General features: G+C 63.4%; 21 protein-coding genes. 20 read left to right on the top strand and 1 reads right to left on the bottom strand.

Going from position 1 to position 18,836, the window contains the following annotated elements; all coding sequences use genetic code 11:
- The first annotated feature begins 47 nt into the window (after positions 1-47).
- Together C4S70_RS12885 and C4S70_RS12880 are read left to right on the top strand one after the other, a co-directional pair.
- Positions 48-926: a LysR family transcriptional regulator gene (locus C4S70_RS12885; RefSeq protein ID WP_104008512.1), complete on the top strand. Its 879-nt coding sequence runs from the start codon at positions 48-50 to the stop codon at positions 924-926.
- Entirely contained in the window at positions 914-1,831 is a 918-nt protein-coding gene (locus tag C4S70_RS12880) for a DMT family transporter (protein WP_104008511.1), read from the top strand. Before C4S70_RS12885 ends, C4S70_RS12880 begins: the two co-directional genes overlap by 13 nt.
- A gap of 1 nt (position 1,832) precedes the next feature.
- Here the strand turns inward: C4S70_RS12880 and C4S70_RS12875 are convergent, their stop codons facing one another.
- On the bottom strand, positions 1,833-2,174 hold the full coding sequence (locus C4S70_RS12875) for an ArsR/SmtB family transcription factor (protein ID WP_104008510.1): 342 nt from the start codon (positions 2,172-2,174) through the stop codon (positions 1,833-1,835).
- 230 nt (positions 2,175-2,404) lie between these two features.
- Between C4S70_RS12875 and C4S70_RS12870 the strand changes: the two genes are divergently transcribed.
- From C4S70_RS12870 to argB, 18 genes are all read left to right on the top strand, one after another.
- Positions 2,405-2,749: an AtpZ/AtpI family protein gene (locus tag C4S70_RS12870; RefSeq protein ID WP_380218843.1), complete on the top strand. Its 345-nt coding sequence runs from the start codon at positions 2,405-2,407 to the stop codon at positions 2,747-2,749.
- Positions 2,750-2,802: 53 nt separating this feature from the next.
- A complete protein-coding gene (locus C4S70_RS12865) occupies positions 2,803-3,534 on the top strand; it encodes a F0F1 ATP synthase subunit A (RefSeq protein ID WP_380218911.1) in 732 nt (243 codons plus the stop codon).
- 84 nt (positions 3,535-3,618) lie between these two features.
- A complete protein-coding gene (locus C4S70_RS12860; RefSeq protein ID WP_104008508.1) occupies positions 3,619-3,855 on the top strand; it encodes a F0F1 ATP synthase subunit C in 237 nt (78 codons plus the stop codon).
- Between the two features lie 90 nt (positions 3,856-3,945).
- Positions 3,946-4,494, top strand: a complete 549-nt coding sequence (locus C4S70_RS12855; RefSeq protein WP_104008507.1) for a F0F1 ATP synthase subunit B' — start codon at positions 3,946-3,948, stop codon at positions 4,492-4,494.
- Entirely contained in the window at positions 4,491-5,060 is a 570-nt protein-coding gene (locus C4S70_RS12850) for a F0F1 ATP synthase subunit B (RefSeq protein ID WP_104008506.1), read from the top strand. The genes C4S70_RS12855 and C4S70_RS12850 overlap by 4 nt, the downstream gene beginning before the upstream one ends.
- A gap of 344 nt (positions 5,061-5,404) precedes the next feature.
- The gene (locus C4S70_RS18845) at positions 5,405-5,845 is read left to right on the top strand and encodes a hypothetical protein (RefSeq protein WP_200822766.1); all 441 of its coding nucleotides are present in this window, start codon (positions 5,405-5,407) and stop codon (positions 5,843-5,845) included.
- Between the two features lie 308 nt (positions 5,846-6,153).
- Positions 6,154-7,005 (top strand): Flp pilus assembly protein CpaB, encoded by an 852-nt coding sequence (gene cpaB, locus C4S70_RS12840; protein ID WP_104008505.1) that lies wholly within the window; start codon positions 6,154-6,156, stop codon positions 7,003-7,005.
- A gap of 194 nt (positions 7,006-7,199) precedes the next feature.
- Positions 7,200-8,606 (top strand): type II and III secretion system protein family protein, encoded by a 1,407-nt coding sequence (locus tag C4S70_RS12835; protein ID WP_104008504.1) that lies wholly within the window; start codon positions 7,200-7,202, stop codon positions 8,604-8,606.
- 16 nt (positions 8,607-8,622) lie between these two features.
- Positions 8,623-9,249 (top strand): OmpA family protein, encoded by a 627-nt coding sequence (locus C4S70_RS12830; RefSeq protein WP_104008503.1) that lies wholly within the window; start codon positions 8,623-8,625, stop codon positions 9,247-9,249.
- Positions 9,250-9,440: 191 nt separating this feature from the next.
- Complete coding sequence (locus C4S70_RS12825) at positions 9,441-10,679, top strand: AAA family ATPase (RefSeq protein WP_104008502.1); 1,239 nt, start codon at positions 9,441-9,443, stop codon at positions 10,677-10,679.
- 23 nt (positions 10,680-10,702) lie between these two features.
- Positions 10,703-12,142 (top strand): CpaF family protein, encoded by a 1,440-nt coding sequence (locus tag C4S70_RS12820; protein WP_104008501.1) that lies wholly within the window; start codon positions 10,703-10,705, stop codon positions 12,140-12,142.
- A 7-nt stretch (positions 12,143-12,149) separates the two neighbouring features.
- Entirely contained in the window at positions 12,150-13,118 is a 969-nt protein-coding gene (locus C4S70_RS12815) for a type II secretion system F family protein (protein WP_104008500.1), read from the top strand.
- A gap of 12 nt (positions 13,119-13,130) precedes the next feature.
- Complete coding sequence (locus tag C4S70_RS12810; protein WP_104008499.1) at positions 13,131-14,111, top strand: type II secretion system F family protein; 981 nt, start codon at positions 13,131-13,133, stop codon at positions 14,109-14,111.
- Positions 14,112-14,187: 76 nt separating this feature from the next.
- Positions 14,188-14,706 carry a tetratricopeptide repeat protein gene (locus C4S70_RS12805; protein ID WP_104008498.1) on the top strand — a complete coding sequence of 173 codons (519 nt, stop codon included), beginning with the start codon at positions 14,188-14,190 and terminating at the stop codon, positions 14,704-14,706.
- Positions 14,707-14,736: 30 nt separating this feature from the next.
- The gene (locus C4S70_RS12800; RefSeq protein ID WP_104008497.1) at positions 14,737-15,588 is read left to right on the top strand and encodes a tetratricopeptide repeat protein; all 852 of its coding nucleotides are present in this window, start codon (positions 14,737-14,739) and stop codon (positions 15,586-15,588) included.
- A 4-nt stretch (positions 15,589-15,592) separates the two neighbouring features.
- Positions 15,593-16,087 (top strand): prepilin peptidase, encoded by a 495-nt coding sequence (locus C4S70_RS12795; RefSeq protein WP_104008496.1) that lies wholly within the window; start codon positions 15,593-15,595, stop codon positions 16,085-16,087.
- A 143-nt stretch (positions 16,088-16,230) separates the two neighbouring features.
- Complete coding sequence (locus tag C4S70_RS12790; RefSeq protein ID WP_104008495.1) at positions 16,231-17,538, top strand: P-loop NTPase family protein; 1,308 nt, start codon at positions 16,231-16,233, stop codon at positions 17,536-17,538.
- A 424-nt stretch (positions 17,539-17,962) separates the two neighbouring features.
- Entirely contained in the window at positions 17,963-18,823 is an 861-nt protein-coding gene (gene argB / locus C4S70_RS12785; RefSeq protein WP_104008494.1) for an acetylglutamate kinase, read from the top strand.
- Positions 18,824-18,836 lie beyond the last annotated feature (13 nt).

Genomic DNA, 18,836 nt, shown 5'->3' with positions numbered 1-18,836 from the left:
AAAGTAACATCAAATGTGACCTGATGCACATAAAGAGGCTTTCCCGCATGGACAACTGGGACGAGGTGCGCACCGCCTATCAGGTGGCGCGGCTGGGCACGGTCAGCGGCGCGGCCGAGGTGCTGGGCGTGCACCATGCGACCGTGATCCGCCATATCGACGCGCTCGAGGCGCGGCTGGGCGTCAAGCTGTTCCAGCGCCACGCGCGCGGCTATACACCGACCGAAGCCGGGCAGGATCTGTTGCGCGTGGCACAGGCGACCGAGGATCAGTTCAACCAGCTCGTCGGGCGGCTCAAGGGGCAGGGCGACGAAGTGGCCGGAGAGCTTGTCGTGACCTCGCTGGCCTCTCTGGGTCCGCTTCTGGTGCCGGCGATGGCCGAGTTCCAGCAGGCGCACCCGGCGGTCATCGTCCGCTTTCTGACCGGCACGCGGCTGTTCCGGCTGGAATATGGCGAAGCCCATGTGGCGATTCGCGCCGGCAGCGCCCCCGAACAGCCCGACAACGTGGTTCAGCCGTTCCTTCTGATGGACATGGGGCTTTACGCAAGCCGGGCCTATATCGACCGGTTCGGCATGCCCGATTGCGCCGACGGCTTTGCAGGACACCGCTTTGTCGGTCCGGACGATGCCGACAGCCGCGCGCCCTATGCCCAATGGCTCAAGGCGAATGTCGCGCGCGAACAGGTGATGTTCCGCAGCTCTGACGGGTTTTCGCAGCTCGAGGCGGTGAAGGCCGGGGCCGGGATCGGCTTCGTTTCGGTCTGGGAGGCCGCGCGGCACGGCGATCTCGTTCAGGTGAAGGCGCCGATGCCGGAATGGCAGGCGAGGCTGTGGCTGGTCACCCACGTCGATCTGCACCGCACCACCAAGGTTCAGGCCTTTCTGAAGTTCATCAAGGAAAGGGCCCGGACATGGACCGTCTGAGCCCGCACCTGCAGGGGCATCTGGCGATGCTGGCCTTTTCCGCGCTGGTGGCGGGGTCGTTTTCGCTGGGGTCCATGATCGCCAACGACATCGCTCCCGCGGCGCTGAACGCGGTGCGGTTCTGGATTGCGGCGGCGCTGATCGGCGCGGTTGCCGTGTCCACCACCGGCCTGCACCGTCGGCATTTCCGTGCGCCTTGGCGGTTCCTCTTGCTGGGCGGCATCTTCGCCGCCTATTTCGTGCTGATGTTCGAAGGCCTCAGGACTGCGCCGCCGGTCAGCGCCGCGGCGGTGTTCACGCTGACGCCCGTGATGTCGGCGGGGTTCGGCTGGCTGCTGCTGCGGCAGGTTACGACGCCACGCATCGCCGCCGCGCTGGCAATCGGCGCGGCCGGGGCGCTGTGGGTGATCTTTCGCGCCGACCTGCCGGCGCTTCTGGGGTTTCACATCGGCTCCGGCGAGGTGATCTATTTCTGGGGCTGCTTGGCGCACGCGCTCTATACGCCCATGGTGCGGCGCCTGAACCGGGGCGAGCCGGCCGTCACCTTCTCGCTCGGCATGATGATCGCGGGCGGGCTGGTCCTCACCGTCTATGGCTGGTCCGACATCGTCGCGACCGACTGGGCGCACCTGCCGGGGCTGGTCTGGGTGGGGCTGATCTATGTCTCGGTCTTTGCCAGCGCCTTTACCTTTGTGTTGCTGCAATTCGCCACCCTGCGCCTGCCGTCGTCCAAGGTCATGGCCTATACCTATCTGACGCCCAGCTGGGTAATCCTGTGGGAAATCGCGCTGGGCCACGGCGCGCCGCGCGGGCTGGTGCTGGTCGGCGTGGCGCTGACCGTCACCGCGCTGGTCCTGCTGCTGGAAAACGAGGAGCCTTCGGGGGCCGCTGCAAGCCGGTCGTGACTCAAGGGCTGCTGTCCTCGGACTCGCCCAGTTCCGCATCCAGAAACCGCTCGAACGCATCCAGGTTCACCGGTTCGAACTGGCCGAACCCCTGCATCCAGACGCTCGCCGCGCGCAGGGCGTCGGGTTCCAGCTTGCACCACTTCACCCGGCCGCGCTTCTCCTGACTGATGAGCCCCGCGCGGGTCAGGATGGTCAGATGCTTGGAAATCGCCGCCAGCGACATCTCGAACGGCTCGGCCACGTCGGTCACCGCCATGTCATCCTCCAGCAGCATGGTCAGGATGGCGCGGCGGGTCGGGTCGGCCAGGGCCGAAAACACGGCATCAAGATCGTCTGACATGGCCCAGCCCTAGGCCGGCGGGGGAAAATCGTCAACCGAATGGTTGAATATGCCCAAGGCGCCGGTTTAGCGCCAACAGGGGCTGCGACGGAATCGCCCCGTTTCTTTATCTTCCGAAAAATATTCGTTTTTCCAACGTTTTACGCCCGGCACGCCGGCGCAATCTGGGCCGTTGACTCCTCGCGCCGCCCTGCTAAACCCATGGCCAACCAAGCGTGGGGTTTGCGCGCGTGACCGACGACCTGTCCGACGAGGAACGCAAGCGGCGTCTGGCCGAACTCGAGGTGCGGATCGCGGCGGCAAAGCAGGAGCTCGAACCGAAACCCCGCGTGGATGCCACCGTCGATCAGGCCCAGCTGGCCTGGCGGATGGTGATCGAACTCGTTGCCGGTCTTCTGATCGGCTTCGGCATGGGGTACGGGCTGGATCGCCTGTTCGGGACGCTGCCCGTATTCCTCGTGCTGTTTACATTGTTGGGCCTGGTGGCGGGCATACGCACGATGATGCGCAGCGCCCGCGAGGTTCAGGAAACGCAGGCGGCCGCCGAGGCCGCGAACGAAGACGAGAGGGACTGAACGTGGCAAGCGAAACGCACGCAGCCGATCAAGGTGGTCTGGTTTTCCACCCGATGGACCAGTTCAAGGTCACGCCGCTGTTCGGCGATGGTCAGATCGACTGGTACACGCCGACCAACGTGACCCTGTGGATGGGCCTTGCGGTCCTGGCGATCATCGGCCTGCTGGTTCTGAGCACCTCCCGGCGCGCGATCGTTCCCTCGCGGATGCAGTCGATCGCCGAGTTGACCTATGGTTTCATCTACAAGATGGTCGAGGACATCTGCGGCAAGGAAGGGGCGAAATACTTCCCCTACATCATGACGCTGTTCATGTTCATCGTGACGGCGAACTTCCTTGGCCTGCTGCCCTATGCCTTTACCACCACCAGCCACATCGCGGTAACCGCCGTCATGGCCTTGGCGGTGTTCCTCGGCGTGACGATCCTGGGATTCGTTCTGCACGGGGTCGGCTTCCTGGGCATGTTCTGGGTCAGTTCGGCGCCGCTTCCGCTGCGCCCGGTGCTGGCGATCATCGAGATCATTTCCTACTTTGTCCGCCCGGTCAGCCACTCGATCCGTCTTGCCGGCAACATGATGGCGGGCCACGCGGTGATCAAGGTGTTCGCGGCCTTCGCGCCGATGATCACGATCTCGGTTGGCGTCGGCCTGGTGGTGACCCCGCTGTCGATCCTGGCGATCACCGCGATCTACGCGCTCGAGACGCTGGTGGCCTTCATCCAGGCCTATGTCTTCACCATTCTGACCTGCGTCTATCTGAAGGATGCGCTGCATCCGCACCACTAAGGGGCAGGGCGGGCCGGCGCCCGCCCGACACAGGAACAACCGAATTCAACCAATCACGCCAATTCCACTGTAAGGAGAGAAATCATGGAAGGTGATATCGTTCAAATGGGTGCCTACATCGGTGCTGGTCTGGCTTGCCTCGGTATGGGTGGCGCTGCCATGGGTGTGGGCCAAGTCGTGGGCAACTACCTGTCGGGTGCCCTGCGCAACCCGTCGGCTGCCGCCGGCCAGACCGCGACCATGTTCATCGGTATCGCGTTCTCGGAAGCTCTGGGGATCTTCTCGTTCCTCGTCGCGCTTCTGCTGATGTTCGCCGTCTAACCCTTCGGAACCTTCATCCTTACGGTCGGGCGGCGCAGGCCGAAAGCCCCTTCGCCGCCCGATGAAGGCTAAGTTCCCAAGGAGGACGACATGGCAACTGAAACGCACGACGCCGCGCACGCCGCAGCCGAGGCCGGCCACGCCGCCGCGGAATCCGCGGGCATGCCGCAGCTGGATTTTTCCACGTTTCCGAACCAGATCTTCTGGCTCGTGGTGACGCTGGTCGTCATCTACCTGATCCTGTCCCGCGTGGCCCTGCCCAGGATCGGCGGCATCCTCGCAGAGCGCAAGGGCGCCATCACCAGCGACCTGACGGCGGCTGAGGAATTGAAGGCCAAGGCCGAAGAGGCCGAGAAGGCCTATCAGAAGGCTCTGGCCGATGCCCGTGCCGAGGCTCAGCGGATCGCCGCGGAAACCCGTGCCGAGATTCAGGCCGAGCTGCACGCCGCCATGGAACAGGCCGACGCGCAGATCGCGGCCAAGGCCGCCGAGTCGGAAAAGGCCATCGCCGAGATCCGCGCCAGCGCGCTGGAAAGCATCGAGGCGGTTGCCACCGATACTGCGGCGGAACTGGTCGCGGCGCTGGGCGGCAAGCCCGATGGCGTCGCCGATGCCGTCGCGGCCCGGATGAAAGGATGAGACCCATGCGCAACCTGACCGCACTTGTCCTGACGCTGGCCGCCGCCCCGGCCGTCGCCGCCGGCGACGCCCCGGCCGTTTCGCTCTACAACACGAACTTCGTGGTGCTGATCGCGTTCGTGCTGTTTGTCGGCATCCTTGTCTATTTCAACGTTCCCAAACTTCTGGGCAACGCGCTGGACAAGCGCGCCGAAGGCATCCGGCAAGAGCTCGAGGAAGCCCGCGCAATGCGTGACGAGGCCCAGTCGCTGTTGGCCTCCTACGAGAAGAAGCAGCGCGAGGTGCAGGAGCAGGCCGATCGCATCGTGGCCGCCGCAAAGGAAGACGCGGCGCTCGTGGCGGAGCAGGCCAAGGCCGACCTGGAAAAGTCGATCCAGCGTCGTCTGGCCGCCGCCGAAGAGCAGATCGCATCGGCCGAGGCCGCCGCGATCAAGGAGGTCCGCGACCGCGCCATCGCCATTGCCGTTGCCGCCGCGGGCGATGTTATCGCCAAGCAGATGACCGCCGCGCAGGCCAACAAGCTGATCGACGAGGCGATCGCGGAAGTGGACGCCAAGCTGCACTGAAGCTGCGCCGAAACGGCAAGCATACAAGACGTGAAAGCCCGGCCGATCTGGCCGGGTTTTCTATTTTGGTCCTGCTTCGCGCGGGAATGGTCGGCCCGGCTGCGTGTCGTCGGTGCCCTGAACGGCTCGGAGATCCCCTCCAATGTCACGCAAGCCGCGGCTCCAATCCGGATCTCGGGGGCGGTGGTCCCTTGTCCCGCGGCTCCCCGGAAATGTTAGAACTTTGCCCCAATTTCTCTGAAATCTGATCGCTGGATAGAATCGGAATCTGCCGAAGGTGCGGCCTTGCCGTGCAAGGCCAACGCTTGTCGGCGCATCAAGGTGCTCAGAGGAGTTGCAGGTCCGTGTTCAGGGTGTTCGAACGGTTCCGGAAAGCCGAAGACGGCGTGGTGACGGTCGATTGGGTCGTGGTGACCGCAGCGGTCGTCGGCCTTGCCGCCGCGTCCTACAATGTGATCAGTGCCGCCACGAACCAGGTGGCCTCCTCCACCAACAGCGCCATGCAAACCGTGCCTGCCGCGTCGTTCGGCGGCGCGGCAGATGCCGCGGCGGGCTCTTCGGTCACGGCCGGAGCGGACACTTCATCCGATCAGGACGCCGATAAGGACAAGAAAGACAAGGACAAGAAGAAAGACAAAAAGGACAAGAAGAAGAACAAAAAGGACAAGAAGAAAGACAAAAAGGACAAGAAGAAGAACAAAAAGGACAAGAAGAAGAAAGACAAAAAGGACAAGAAGAATAAGAAGAAGGGCAAGAAGGACAAAGACAAGAAGAAGGTTAAGTGAACAGGATTGAATGCGTCCAGCTCCTCCCGGGCAGGGTGTGGATTCTTGCCGTGACGGGCAGCGGCTTGGGGCTCGTCCTCGCGCCAGGCAAGGTGCGGAGGGCTGCCTCCTGCGCGCACTGTATTTGATGAAATCAGTTGGCCTCGGGATTCAATCGGCCCGGTCCATCGTGGATGACGTCGGAAATGGTCGCCTGAAAGGCCCGCGCCTTCCCACATTTTGCCACATTCCCCCCTTACCCTGATCGAGAGCAGAAAAGTATTCCGGTTGACGGTTCGGCCGGGAAACACAGGAAAGGTCAAGGTATCATGCGTGCGGTTTTCGGATTGGTCCTACTCATTGGCATCGCTCTGGCGGGCGGTGCCGTCTACATGGCGAAACAGTACATGGAGCAACAGGCGCAGCAGAAGGTGCAGGTCGCTCCTGCGGTTCCGACGACGACGGTTTTTGTCGCCGAAAAGCCGCTGCGCTATGGGGAAAAGCTCACCAAGGAAAGCGTCCGGCCCGTCAAATGGCCGGTGGACGCATTGCCCGAAGGCGTTTTCACCAAGGCCGAAGAGCTGTTTCCCCAGGACGGCGACAAGCCGCGCATCGTGTTGCGCGCGATGGAAAAAGGCGAGCCGATCCTGGCCGTCAAAGTCACCAAGCCGGGCGAGGATGCCGGGCTGACGACGCGGCTGGACAAGGGCATGCGCGCCTTCACGATCAAGGTGGACGTGGCCTCGGGCGTGTCCGGTTTTTTGCGCCCCGGCGATCGGGTCGATGTCTATTGGACCGGATCGGTGCGCGGTGCCGTCGAGGGCGCGACCGGTGAAATCACGCGCCTGATCGAAAGCGGGATCGAGCTTGTCGCCGTGGACCAGATGGCGGGGCGCGATACGGCGGGCGCGACGATTGCCCGGACCGTGACCGTTGCCGTCCGTCCCGAACAGGTCGCCGCGCTGGCGCTGGCCCAAAACACCGGGCGGTTGACGCTGGCCCTGGTTGGCGCGTTGGATGAAACCGTCACCCAGGCGGCCATCGAAATCGACCAGCGCGAGCTGCTTGGAATCCCGGATGCGGCACCCATCGCGCCGAAAAAGGAAGAAAAGCGGGTCTGCACGATCCGAACCCGAAAGGGCGCGGATGTCGTCGAAATCCCGATCCCGTGCACGAACTGACATGTGCAGGATGATACCCGGATCGAAGGGGGGGCCGCCGACAACGGCTCCCCTGTCTCATGTTGCCGCTGGCACACAGCGATTTCCGGCTCGGAAATACCGAATGTTGCAAAGTGATGGCAACTGACCCACAGTGTCCGCAATCAAGGGCGCAAAGACCCGAAAAACGAAGCGTGATCGGAGAGGCAGGTCACATGAAAGCAGTATACTGGATCAACGCGGCCCTTATGGGGCTGGTTTTCGCATTTGCGCCGATCGCTCGAGATGCCGCGGCAGATACGCTGCGCGTGGTCAAGAAGGGCACATCCTCGGTTCTCAGCGTTCCGATGAACCGGGCAGTGGTGGTCGAAAGCGACGAGCCCTTTGCCGAACTGAGCATCGCCAACCCGAGCATTGCCGACATTTCGTCGCTGTCGGATCGGACCATCTACGTTCTGGGCAAGGCGCCGGGCCTGACCACGCTTACGCTTCTGGACGCGGCCGGGCGACTCATCACCAATGTCGAGGTCCGCGTCGCTGCCGACGTGACCGAATTCAAGGAACGCCTCCGCCAGATCCTGCCCAACGAAAAGATCGAGGTGCGCACCGCCAATGACGGCATCGTGCTGTCGGGGACGGTGTCCAGCAAGTCGCGGATGCAACGCGCTCTGGACCTGGCCGAACGCTACGCCCCCGAGCGGGTTTCGAACCTGATGAGCGTGGGCGGCGTGCAGCAGGTCATGCTCAAGGTCCGCTTTGCCGAGATGAAACGTTCCGTGTCGAAATCGCTGGGCGTGTCCTGGGGCGTGAGCGGCGGCTCGCCGAGGGGGCCGACCCTGGGGACCGGGACGCTCAACAATCTGGGCAGCCTGACCAACAACCTCGCCGGGAACATCCCGGTGACGAATGAAAACACCGGCGCCCTGGTGGTCGGCCTGAACGCGGGCGCCACCCAGATCAATCTGCTTCTGGAGGCGCTGGAGCAGAAGGGCGTGGTGCGCACCCTGGCCGAGCCGAACCTGTCGGCCCTGTCGGGGCAGGAGGCGACGTTTCTCGCGGGCGGCGAATATCCGATCCCGGTCTCGCAGGACAACGGCGTGACCACGATCGAATACAAGCCCTTCGGCGTCGAGATGAAATTCATTCCGCGCGTGGTGGATGAGGACATCATCAACCTGGAGATGCTGGCCTCGGTGTCGGCGATCGACAGTTCGATCACGATCGAGGCGAACGGCCTGAGCATCAACGGTTTCACCACCCGCAAGACCTCGACCACCGTCGAGATGCGGGACGGTGAAAGCTTTGCCATCGCCGGCCTGATCCAGGACGATTTCTTTGACAACGCCAGCCAGCTGCCTTGGATCGGCGACGTGCCGGTTCTGGGTGCATTGTTCCGCAGCGCCAACTACCAGCGCGCGCAGACGGAATTGGTGATCATCGTGACCGCCCACCTGGTGACGCCGACGCGGGGCGAAGCCCTGGCCCTGCCCACCGACCGCGTGAAGCCGCCCAGCGAAGAAGGCCTGTTCCTGCGCGGACAGGTGGCGCGCACGGCCCGCGGTGCCGCGGCAGAGGTCGCCAGGCAGGACTTCAGCGGCTCTTACGGCTATGTGATGGAATGAGACTGAGGGCACAGCCATGAAACGGACAATCGTCACCATCGGACTGATCCTTGCCCTTGGCGCATGCGCACAGGATGCCGGCCACGAGGTGGACGGCGGCGCGTTCGGAAATGCCACGATGAACAACACGCTGATCATGACTGGCCAGAAGAGCTATGCCGTCAGTCTGCAAAACAGATTTGCCGCCGAGGTTCCCACCACGATCAACTTTGCCTTCGACAGCGCCGTGATCAATGCCGAGGCGGCGCGGATCCTCGACCAGCAGGCGAACTGGATCAGGCAGTTCCCCGAAGTGCGTTTCCGCGTCTATGGCCACACTGATGCCGTGGGTTCGGCTGCCTACAACAAGCAACTGGGAAAGCGGCGGGCGCAGGCGGTGGTGAATTATCTCGCCAGCCGGGGAATCAGCCGCTCGCGGCTCGAGGCGCTGGTTTCCTACGGCGAATCCCAGCCCTTGGTCCCGACCCCGAATCGCGAACGGCGCAATCGCCGGACCGTGACCGAGGTCAGCGGATTCGTGCAGTCGCACCCGACGGTTCTGGATGGCAAATACGCCCAGATCGTCTATCGCGAATATGTCGAAAGCGCGACTTCCCCGACCAAGCTGACAAGCGATCAATCGGGCGGCTCGAGCGCACAATGAAGGGGCTTGGGCGGGATCGTCGCCTGATACCCTACAATTGGTTATTTTCGGCCCAAATCTCGCCTACATTGCCAAACAGATTGTCTTCGTAACCGAGGCGGCAGGCGCCTGCCGCAGGATGGCACGGTGACCGGCGGCGGAGCCCCTCAGGGCCCGCCGCCGTCCCGACGCCAGCAGAGAGGACGAAGGCAATGAGCAGTGAAAATCCGCAATCCGACAGCAAGCCGGTCCTGGCCTGCACGGTGAGCCGGGACGTTCAGAACTTCGATCTTCTGATCGAGGACATGGAAACCTGTCTTGGCGAGAAATGGGGTGATCTGGGATTTGCCGAGGCACTGGCTTTTCTTGGGCAGCCCGAGGCGCGCGATCTGGAGTTCCTGGCAGTCGCGATCGACGAAAGCGACGAGGACAACCTTGTACTGCTGGGCGAGGTCATCACTCAGGCCAAGGCGCACGGGATCAAGGTGATCCTGATTGCCGAGGATGTCAGCCCCGTTGCGCTGCACCAGTTGCTGCGCAAGGGGGCGGACGAATTCGTCCCCTATCCGTTGCCCGAAGGAGAGTTGCAGCAGGCCATCGAGCGCCTGAAGGCTGCCGAGGAGGCCGCCCGTCTCGCGGTCAATTCGCCGACTCTGCAAGCCGGCGGCGCCTCGCGCGAGGGGGCGGTGATCGCCGTGCAAGGTCTGGCCGGCGGGGTGGGGGCCACGACGCTGGCGGTAAACCTGGCCTGGGAGCTGGCGCAGATCGACGGCGACGACCACCCCAAGGTCTGCATCATGGATTTCGATCTTCAGTTCGGGTCGGTGGGCACCTACCTTGACCTGCCGCGGCGCGACAGTGTGTTTGAAATGCTGTCGGACACCGAGGCCATGGACGACGAAATCTTCGGCCAGGCGCTGGTCACCTTTCAGGACCGGCTCGAGGTGCTGCCCGCGCCGGGGGAATTGCTGCCGCTGGACTTCATCACGCCCGAGGACGTGCAGCGCCTGATCGAAATGGCGCGCAGCCATTTCGACTATGTGCTCATCGACATGCCGACGACTCTCGTGGCCTGGACCGAAACGGTTCTGAATGCCGCGCATGTCTATTTCGCCGCCATTGAGCTGGACATGCGCTCGGCCCAGAACGTCCTGCGGCTGAAACGTGCGCTGCAGTCCGAGGAACTGCCGTTCAACAAGCTGCGCTTTGCCCTGAACCGGGCGCCGAAATTCACCGACCTCAGCGGCAAGAGCCGAGTCAAACGCATGGGAGAGAGCCTCGGCATCTCGATCGATCTGCAATTGCCCGACGGCGGCAGGCAGATCCTGCAAAGCGCCGATCACGGGATTCCGCTTGCCTCCTCGGCCCCCAAGAACCCGCTGCGCAAGGAGATCGCCAAGCTGGCCCAGTCGATTCACGCACTGGGCCGCAATGACGCCGAAGCTGCCTGATTGAACCAAAGAGGTAACGATCGATGTTTGCCAAGTACAAGAAGGCCGCGACCCGACCAAAGGAGCCGGCACCGGAAAAGGTCGCCGCGCCCGCCCCCGCCCCCGCCGCCGAGCGCCCCGCGACCCTGTTGCGCAAACCGATGCCCAAGAAGGCGACGGCCGAAGTTGCCGCGAGCGACCGCGAGCGCAAGCGCAAGGAGCGGCTCAGCGAAATCAAGATCGAGCTTCACCGCGAGCTTCTGGAGAACCTGAACCTTTCGGCGCTGGAACATGCGTCGGAAAAGGAACTGCGCGCGGAAATCAGCTCGATCGCCAACGAGATCCTTGAACAGAAGGGGATCGTGCTCAACCGCGAGGACCGTCAGCAGCTCAACAAGGAGCTGTATGACGAGGTCACGGGCCTTGGCCCGCTCGAGCCGCTGCTCGCGGACGAGACGATCAGCGACATCCTGGTCAACGGCCCGCACCAGATCTTTGTCGAACGGTTCGGCAAGCTGGAACTGAGCGATGTCACCTTCAAGGACGAAAAGCACCTGCTGCGCATCATCGACAAGATCGTGAGCGCGGTCGGGCGCCGGGTGGACGAGTCGAACCCCTATGTCGACGCGCGATTGGCAGATGGTTCGCGTTTCAACGCGATGGTTCCTCCGATCGCCGTCGACGGTTCGCTCGTCTCCATCCGGAAATTCAAGAAGGACAAGCTGGGCATTGACGATCTGGTCAAGTTTGGCGCCTTCACCGAAGAGATGGCCGCCTATCTGCAGGCGGCGGTGGCGACGCGGTTGAACATCATCGTGTCGGGCGGCACGGGGTCGGGCAAGACGACCACGCTGAATGCGTTGTCGTCCTTCATCGACAATGCCGAACGGATCCTGACGGTCGAGGACACTGCGGAACTGCAGCTGCAACAGATCCATGTCGGCCGGATGGAGACCCGCCCGCCCAACGTGGAGGGCAAGGGCGAGGTTACCGCGCGCGACTGCATCAAGAACGCGCTGAGGATGCGCCCCGACCGGATCATCGTCGGCGAAACCCGCGGCGAGGAAGTGATCGACATGCTGCAGGCGATGAACACCGGCCATGACGGGTCGATGACCACGATCCATGCCAACAACGCGCGCGACGCCATCAGCCGGCTCGAGAACATGATCGCCATGTCCGGCATCGAGATGCCGATCAAGGCCGTGCGCAGCCAGATCGCCAGCGCCGTGAACGTGATCGTGCAGGCCAGCCGCCTGCAGGACGGGTCGCGCCGCATGACCTCGATCACCGAGATCACGGGGATGGAGGGCGACGTGATCTCGATGCAGGAGATCTTCAAGTTCCAGCGGGTCGGCCTGACCCCGGACAACAAGATCATCGGCCATTTTACCGCGACGGGCGTGCGCAGCCACTATTCCGAACGCTTCCGGATGTGGGGCTATGACCTGCCCCCGTCCATCTACGAACCGACAACGATGTGAGGATGCCATGGAACTGAGCATGGAACCGGTCGTCTATGGACTGATCTTCGTGGGCGTCTTCGCGATGGTCGAGGGGCTCTACCTGGTGGCCTTCGGCAAGTCGATCAGCCTCAACAGCCGCGTCAACCGGCGGCTGGAGATGCTGAGCGGCGGGGCCGCGCGGGAACAGGTGCTGGAACAGCTGCGTAAGGAAATGAAGCTGCACATGAAGTCCACCTCGATCCCGCTGTATTCTTTGCTGGCGGAAAAAGCGCAGAAGGCGGCGATCGCGTTCACGCCTCGGCAACTCATCATGATCATGGCGGGGCTTTCGGCCTTTGCCTTCGTCGGGCTTAGCATCGGGACCGAAACCGCGCTGCCGGTGCGGGTGCTGGTCTCGGTGGTGATCGGGGTGGGGGCGGTCTACATGTGGGTCAACCAGAAGGCCAAGAAGCGGATGAGCATGCTCGAAGAGCAGCTGCCCGATGCGGTGGAGCTCATGGTCCGCAGCCTGCGGGTGGGGCATCCGTTTTCATCGGCGATCCAGATCGTCGCAAAGGAGACCACCGACCCGCTGGCGACCGAGTTCGGTATCATCGCCGACGAGGCAGCCTATGGCCGTGACGTGGGCGAGGCGCTGAAGGAAATGGCGGACCGGCTGGACAACCAGGACCTCCGGTTTCTGGCGGTCGCGGTGACGATCCAGCAGCAGTCCGGCGGCAACCTGGCCGAGATCCTGATGGGCCTGGCCAAGGTGATCCGCGCCCGGTTCCGGCTGTTCCGGCGCGTCAAGGCAATCACCGCCGAGGCGCAGTGGTCGGGCAAGTTCCTGTCGGCTTTCCCGGTCGTCTGCCTGATCGTCATCATGGTCAGCGACCCGCACTATTACGACGAGGTGCTGGATCACCCGCTGTTCATCCCCGCCTGCTTCTTCGTCGGAATCATGCTCACGGCGAACCTGTTCGTCATGCGCTGGCTGACCAACATCAAGGTCTGAGGAGGCCGCAAGATGGAATTTCTTTCCCCGATCAACGAGTTCCTGGTCGATCAGTTGGGGCCGCTGGGCCCACTGATCGTCGTCGGCCTGCTGGGGCTTTTCATGGTCCTACTGACGATCCCGATGCTGCTGAACCAGCCCGAGGATCCGCTGAAGAAGCTTCAGAAGAACATCCGGCAGGAGAGCGCCCCCAAGCCCCGGAAGGAGCGACTGCGTCAGGGCAACCGGAACGAGCAGCTCGAGAAGTTTGCCCACTTCCTGGAACCGCAGAACGAGGAAGAGCTGAGCGCGATCCAGCTGAAGCTGCGTCAGGCGGGTTATCAGTCCAAGGATGCGGTGCGGTTCTTCCACTTTGCGCAGTTCGCCCTGGGGATAGCCGGGCTGATCTTGGGGGTGGTCTATGTTTTCCTGCTGGGTGCCGGCGAAGACATGACCAGCCAGCAGCTGACGATGTATGTGCTGGGGCCGGGGGCTGTGGGTTACATGCTGCCGAAATACTGGGTGACCCGGCGGGTGGCCAGCCGCAAGGAAGCGATAACCATGGGCTTTCCCGATGCGCTGGACATGCTGCTGGTCTGTGTCGAGGCCGGCCAATCGCTGGACCAGTCGATCGTGCGGGTGGCCAAGGAAACCCGCGCCGCCTGTCCCGATCTCGCCGAAGAACTCGAAATCGTCGCCTACGAGATGAAGGCCGGCAAGGACAAGGACAGGGTGCTGCGCGACTTCGGAACCCGCTGCGGGGTCGAGGACGTGTCCTCCTTTGTAACGGTGCTGATCCAGTCGGCGACCTTCGGCACCTCGATTGCCGATGCGCTGCGGGTCTATTCCTCCGAGATGCGCGACAAGCGGGTGATGCGTGCCGAAGAGGCAGCAAACAAGTTGCCAACCAAGATGACCCTTGCCACTATGATGCTGACGGTTCCACCGCTCCTGGTGATCCTTGTCGGTCCCTCGGTCAAAGGCATCTCGGAAATTGGCAACATGGGCAACTGATCGCGGCATTTCGGGCGGGCGGCGGCCTGCGCGCAGGGCGCGGTTTGTGCTGGGGGCCATTGCCGTTGCGGCGGCAATGGCCGCTTGCGCGCCGCGCGATACGGTGGACCTGTCCGCCGGTCCCTATGCCCCCGGCATCGACCCCCGGGGCAAGGCGGCGGATGGTCTTGAGGTCGCCCAGCGTCTGATGGCGGCGCATGAATATGAACTGGCGCTGGAGGCCTACGCGCGCGCGGCGCTGGAACACGGCATGACGGCCGAAATCCTGTCGGGCATGGGAACCGCCAATCTGGGGCTGGGGCGGCTTGGTCAGGCCGAGAAACAGCTGCGCCGGGCGGTCGAGGCCGCGCCGGAATGGCCCGAGGCCTGGAACAATCTTGGCGTCGTCCTGATCGAGCGGGGCAAGACTGCCGAGGCGGCAAACGTGTTCCGCCGGGCCTATGCGCTGGACAATGGCGAAAGTGACGCAATCCGGGACAATTTGCGGCTTGCTCTCGCAAAATTGGAAAATTCTGGTAATAATGTCCCGCAAGAAGAAGATTACAAACTGGTGCGGCGGGGCGGCGGCGAATACCTGCTCCGCAAGACACCTTGATCGAGGCAAGAGCAGTAAAGGACGCAGAAAATGCGCCACTCCATCCTTATTCCGATCCTGCTGGCGGGGGGAATGGCCCTGTCTGCCTGCACCGAAAAGCCCGGCGATCGGTCGGTCGAGCGCGCCTTTCAGGACGTGAACGTGATTGACGAATCCGGGCTCAATGACGTGATGCTGACGGTCGCCACCCCGGACGAGGCGGTCGCCTATTTCGCCAAAGCGGTCAAGGCCAATCCCGACCGGATCGACCTGCAGCGCGATCTCGCCAAGTCGCTGGTCCGGGCAAAACGCAACACCGAAGCCGTGGCCGCCTGGACCCGCGTGACCGAGATGGACGGCGCCACGCTGGATGATCGGGTCGATCTGGCCGATGCGCAGATCCGGGCGGGCAAATGGGACGAGGCCAGAAAGACGCTGGACGCGATCCCGCCGACGCATGAAACCTACAAACGCTACCGGCTGGAGGCGATGATCGCTGACTCTCGCAAGGACTGGAAGCGCGCCGACAGCTTCTACGAGATTGCCGCCGGCTTGACCACGCAGCCCGCTGGCGTTCTGAACAACTGGGGTTATTCCAAGCTGACCCGCGGCGATTATGCCGGTGCCGAACGCCTGTTCGCCGAGTCGATCCAGCAGGACAGCAGCCTTTTCACCGCCAAGAACAACCTTGTTCTGGCCCGCGGCGCCCAGCGAAATTATTCGCTGCCGGTCATTCCGCTGAAGCAGACGGAAAAGGCCAAGCTGCTGTACACGCTGGCGCTGACAGCGATCAAGCAGGGCGATGTCGAGATCGGCAAGGGGCTCTTGCGCGAGGCGATCGAGACTCATCCGCAGCATTTCGAAGAGGCGGTGCGTTCGTTGCGGGCGCTCGAGACCGCGTGACGCCATGAGCATCACCGCCCATTCTGCCCTGTGGTTCCTGCCCTTCGTGCTGCCGATCTGTTTCTACGTCGCCTTCACGGATCTGCGCGAAATGCGCATCACCAATCAGGCGGTGATCCTGCTGGCGCTGGTCTTCGTGGTGATCGGGCCGATCGCTCTGCCGTTGCCGGAATACGGGATGCGGCTGGTTCAGATGGTGGTGGTGCTGGTGATCGGCTTCGTGCTGAACGCCGCCGGCGCGGTCGGCGCGGGGGATGCCAAGTTCGTCGCCGCTGCGGCGCCCTTCGTGGCGCCGGGCGATCTTCGCCTGTTGATTGCGCTCTTTGCCGCCAATCTCCTTGCGGCGTTCGTCACGCATCGGCTTGCCAAGTTCACGGTCCTGAGGCGGGCGGCACCCGGCTGGAAAAGTTGGGACACGGGTCGGAAATTTCCCATGGGCTTTTCGCTTGGCGGGACGCTGGCGATCTATCTGGGGCTGGGCGCGCTCTACGGGGCCTGATCGGGCGGAGCGATCGAAAACCGACCTGTCCGCGTCAAGTTTCCGCCATATTGCCCCGGCAGGATCTGTTCGGGAACGCGGGTGGCCCGGCAGCCACGCGATCCGCGCGAAGTGACGGCAACAAAAATACCACAGGTCCGCTCATGAACATGCAGACGACGACCGTGATGGCCCCGCCTCCCCCGCGGCGGCTGTCCGAGATGCGGCTTTCCATCGTGATGATGCGGGACATCCTGCTCAAGACGATCTTTCGAAAGAATGTCGATACGGTCACTGAAATCGCCCGGGCGATCTGCCTGCCGATTCCGGTCACGCAGGAACTGGTCGATATTGCCCGCGAACAGAAGCTGCTCGAGGCGACGGGCACGCTGAACGCCAACAGCGGCAACGAGATGGGTTATCAGCTGACCGATGCAGGCAAGGCGCGGGCGCTGGATGCGCTGGCGCAGTCGGAATATTACGGGCCGATGCCGGTGCCGCTGGACGACTACCGCGAACAGGTCAAGCGGCAGTCGATTCGCAATATCCAGGTCACCCGCCAGCAGCTGACTGCGGCGATGGGCCACCTGATCCTGCCCGACAGCCTGCTGGACCATCTCGGCCCCGCAGTCAGCGCCGGGCGGTCGATCCTGATGTACGGTCCGCCGGGCAACGGCAAATCCTCGATCTCGAACGGCATTCGCGATGCGCTGGGCGACAAGATCTACGTGCCGCGCGCGATCGAATATGCAGGCCAGGTCATCACCGTCTATGACCCGATCGTGCATTCCGCCGCCGAGGAAGAACAGGATGATCCCAACAGCCTGCGCCGCGTGCGCCGTTTCGATACGCGCTATGTGCTGTGCGACCGGCCCACGGTCATCACCGGCGGCGAGCTGTCGCTGAAGATGCTGGATCTGGTCTACAACCCGACCGCGCGCACCTATCAGGCGCCGCTGCAGCTGAAATCCACCGGCGGCATCTTCATCGTGGACGACCTCGGCAGGCAGGAGGAACCGCCGCAGGCACTGGTCAACCGCTGGATCGTGCCGTTGGAAGAGGGGCGCGACATCCTCGCCCTGCAATCGGGGGAAAAGTTCGAGGTGCCCTTCGACACGCTGGTGATCTTCTCGACCAACTTCCACCCCAACGAGATCTTCGACCAGGCGGCGCTGCGCCGGATCTTCTTCAAGATCAAGATCGACGGCCCCAGCCAGGAGGATTTCCTCAAGATCTTCGCCATGGTCGCCCGCAAGAAGAAGATGCCGCTGGACGAAGCCGCGCTGGTTCACCTGCTGAAGAACAAGTATCCCACGATCAACAACGTCTACGCCAACTACCAGCCCGGCTTCCTGATCGACCAGATGATCTCGATCTGCGAATTCGAGGGCATCCCCTACCAGATGTCGCCGGAACTGATCGACCGGGCTTGGGCCAACCTGTTCGTCAAGGACGAGCATATCGTCAAATGATCGTGGTGCCCGGACCGCGGCGCAAAGGCGGCGGCTTTCCTTCATGCGGCGAGGAACCGACGCTGGGTCCGACGCGGCCGGGCACGAGCGCGACAGACTCCTCGCCCTGATCCACACCTCTTCGGGGCAGAACTGATTTGCCTCGAACTTCGACCGGATCGAGTTCGCGTGCGACGGCTATTCCGGCGACAACACGATCGGCATCCTTGCCAAGGACGTCGAAAGCGCCATCGACGCGCTGCACCCGATGCGGACCGCGAGCCTGCCGCCAGCAATCCGCGATGCAATCTTGGCGCTTCGTCCTCTCATTTCATCTTGCTGAAAATACTCCGGGGGAGTCGCGCGGCGCGCGACGGGGGCAGCGCCCCCATCTTGCACAGCGCGCCATTCCGTGACACCACCACGGAAAGGAAAGACACGGCCCATGAAGACACGACCCATGAAACGCGACTGGATTGCAACCGCCCACACGCTCTCGCACGCGCTGCCGTATCTGCAGCGCTACAACGACGCGATCGTGGTCATCAAGCTGGGCGGCCACGCCATGGGCAGCGACGAAGCGATGGACAGCTTCGCCCGCGACGTCGTGTTGATGCGGCAGGTCGGCGTGAATCCGGTGATCGTCCATGGCGGCGGGCCGATGATAAACGCCATGCTGGACCGGCTGGACATCCGGTCGGAATTCGTTGGCGGCAAACGCGTGACCGATCAGGCCACCGTTGAGGTCGTCGAGATGGTGCTCTCGGGTCTGGTCAACAAGCGTATCGTGCAGGCGATCAACCGCCAGGGTGGCCGCGCCGTGGGGCTTTCGGGCAAGGACGCGAACCTGATGATCTGCGACCGGACCGACCCCGATCTGGGCTTTGTCGGCACGCCGGCCGAGATGAACCCGAAGATCCTGCACAACCTCTTTGCCCATGACGTGATCCCGGTCATCGCGCCGCTGGGTGCTGGTCGCGACGGTGAAACCTTTAACGTCAACGGCGACACCGCAGCGGGCGCCATCGCCGCCGCGCTCAAGGCCGACCGATTGCTGCTGCTCACCGATGTCGAAGGCGTGAAGGATGCCGACGGCAACGTGCTGACCGAACTCAACGCCGATCGGATCCGCCGTCTGACCGCCGAGGGCGTGATCGCCGGCGGCATGATCCCCAAGACCGAAACCGCGCTGGCCGCGATCGAAGGCGGCGTGCGCGCGGTGGTGATTCTGGACGGGCGGGCGCCGAATGCCTGCCTGCTGGAGCTCTACACCGAACATGGCGCGGGATCGTTGATCCGCGCCTGATGCCCCTTGCGGT

The sequence above is a fragment of the Jhaorihella thermophila genome (assembly GCF_900108275.1).
Lineage (GTDB): Bacteria > Pseudomonadota > Alphaproteobacteria > Rhodobacterales > Rhodobacteraceae > Jhaorihella > Jhaorihella thermophila.
This window is presented reverse-complemented; position numbering and strand designations above follow the sequence as displayed.

Excerpts from the sequence above, each read along its gene's own strand:
- C4S70_RS12885 (WP_104008512.1), top strand. The coding sequence starts at position 48 with ATGGACAACTGGGACGAGGTGCGCACCGCCTATCAGGTGGCGCGGCTG.
- C4S70_RS12880 (WP_104008511.1), top strand. The coding sequence starts at position 914 with ATGGACCGTCTGAGCCCGCACCTGCAGGGGCATCTGGCGATGCTGGCC.
- C4S70_RS12875 (WP_104008510.1), bottom strand. The coding sequence starts at position 2,174 with ATGTCAGACGATCTTGATGCCGTGTTTTCGGCCCTGGCCGACCCGACC.
- C4S70_RS12865 (WP_380218911.1), top strand. The coding sequence starts at position 2,803 with ATGGACCAGTTCAAGGTCACGCCGCTGTTCGGCGATGGTCAGATCGAC.
- C4S70_RS12860 (WP_104008508.1), top strand. The coding sequence starts at position 3,619 with ATGGAAGGTGATATCGTTCAAATGGGTGCCTACATCGGTGCTGGTCTG.
- C4S70_RS12855 (WP_104008507.1), top strand. The coding sequence starts at position 3,946 with ATGGCAACTGAAACGCACGACGCCGCGCACGCCGCAGCCGAGGCCGGC.
- C4S70_RS12850 (WP_104008506.1), top strand. The coding sequence starts at position 4,491 with ATGAGACCCATGCGCAACCTGACCGCACTTGTCCTGACGCTGGCCGCC.
- cpaB (WP_104008505.1), top strand. The coding sequence starts at position 6,154 with ATGCGTGCGGTTTTCGGATTGGTCCTACTCATTGGCATCGCTCTGGCG.
- C4S70_RS12835 (WP_104008504.1), top strand. The coding sequence starts at position 7,200 with ATGAAAGCAGTATACTGGATCAACGCGGCCCTTATGGGGCTGGTTTTC.
- C4S70_RS12830 (WP_104008503.1), top strand. The coding sequence starts at position 8,623 with ATGAAACGGACAATCGTCACCATCGGACTGATCCTTGCCCTTGGCGCA.
- C4S70_RS12825 (WP_104008502.1), top strand. The coding sequence starts at position 9,441 with ATGAGCAGTGAAAATCCGCAATCCGACAGCAAGCCGGTCCTGGCCTGC.
- C4S70_RS12820 (WP_104008501.1), top strand. The coding sequence starts at position 10,703 with ATGTTTGCCAAGTACAAGAAGGCCGCGACCCGACCAAAGGAGCCGGCA.
- C4S70_RS12815 (WP_104008500.1), top strand. The coding sequence starts at position 12,150 with ATGGAACTGAGCATGGAACCGGTCGTCTATGGACTGATCTTCGTGGGC.
- C4S70_RS12810 (WP_104008499.1), top strand. The coding sequence starts at position 13,131 with ATGGAATTTCTTTCCCCGATCAACGAGTTCCTGGTCGATCAGTTGGGG.
- C4S70_RS12805 (WP_104008498.1), top strand. The coding sequence starts at position 14,188 with ATGGCCGCTTGCGCGCCGCGCGATACGGTGGACCTGTCCGCCGGTCCC.
- C4S70_RS12800 (WP_104008497.1), top strand. The coding sequence starts at position 14,737 with ATGCGCCACTCCATCCTTATTCCGATCCTGCTGGCGGGGGGAATGGCC.
- C4S70_RS12795 (WP_104008496.1), top strand. The coding sequence starts at position 15,593 with ATGAGCATCACCGCCCATTCTGCCCTGTGGTTCCTGCCCTTCGTGCTG.
- C4S70_RS12790 (WP_104008495.1), top strand. The coding sequence starts at position 16,231 with ATGAACATGCAGACGACGACCGTGATGGCCCCGCCTCCCCCGCGGCGG.
- argB (WP_104008494.1), top strand. The coding sequence starts at position 17,963 with ATGAAGACACGACCCATGAAACGCGACTGGATTGCAACCGCCCACACG.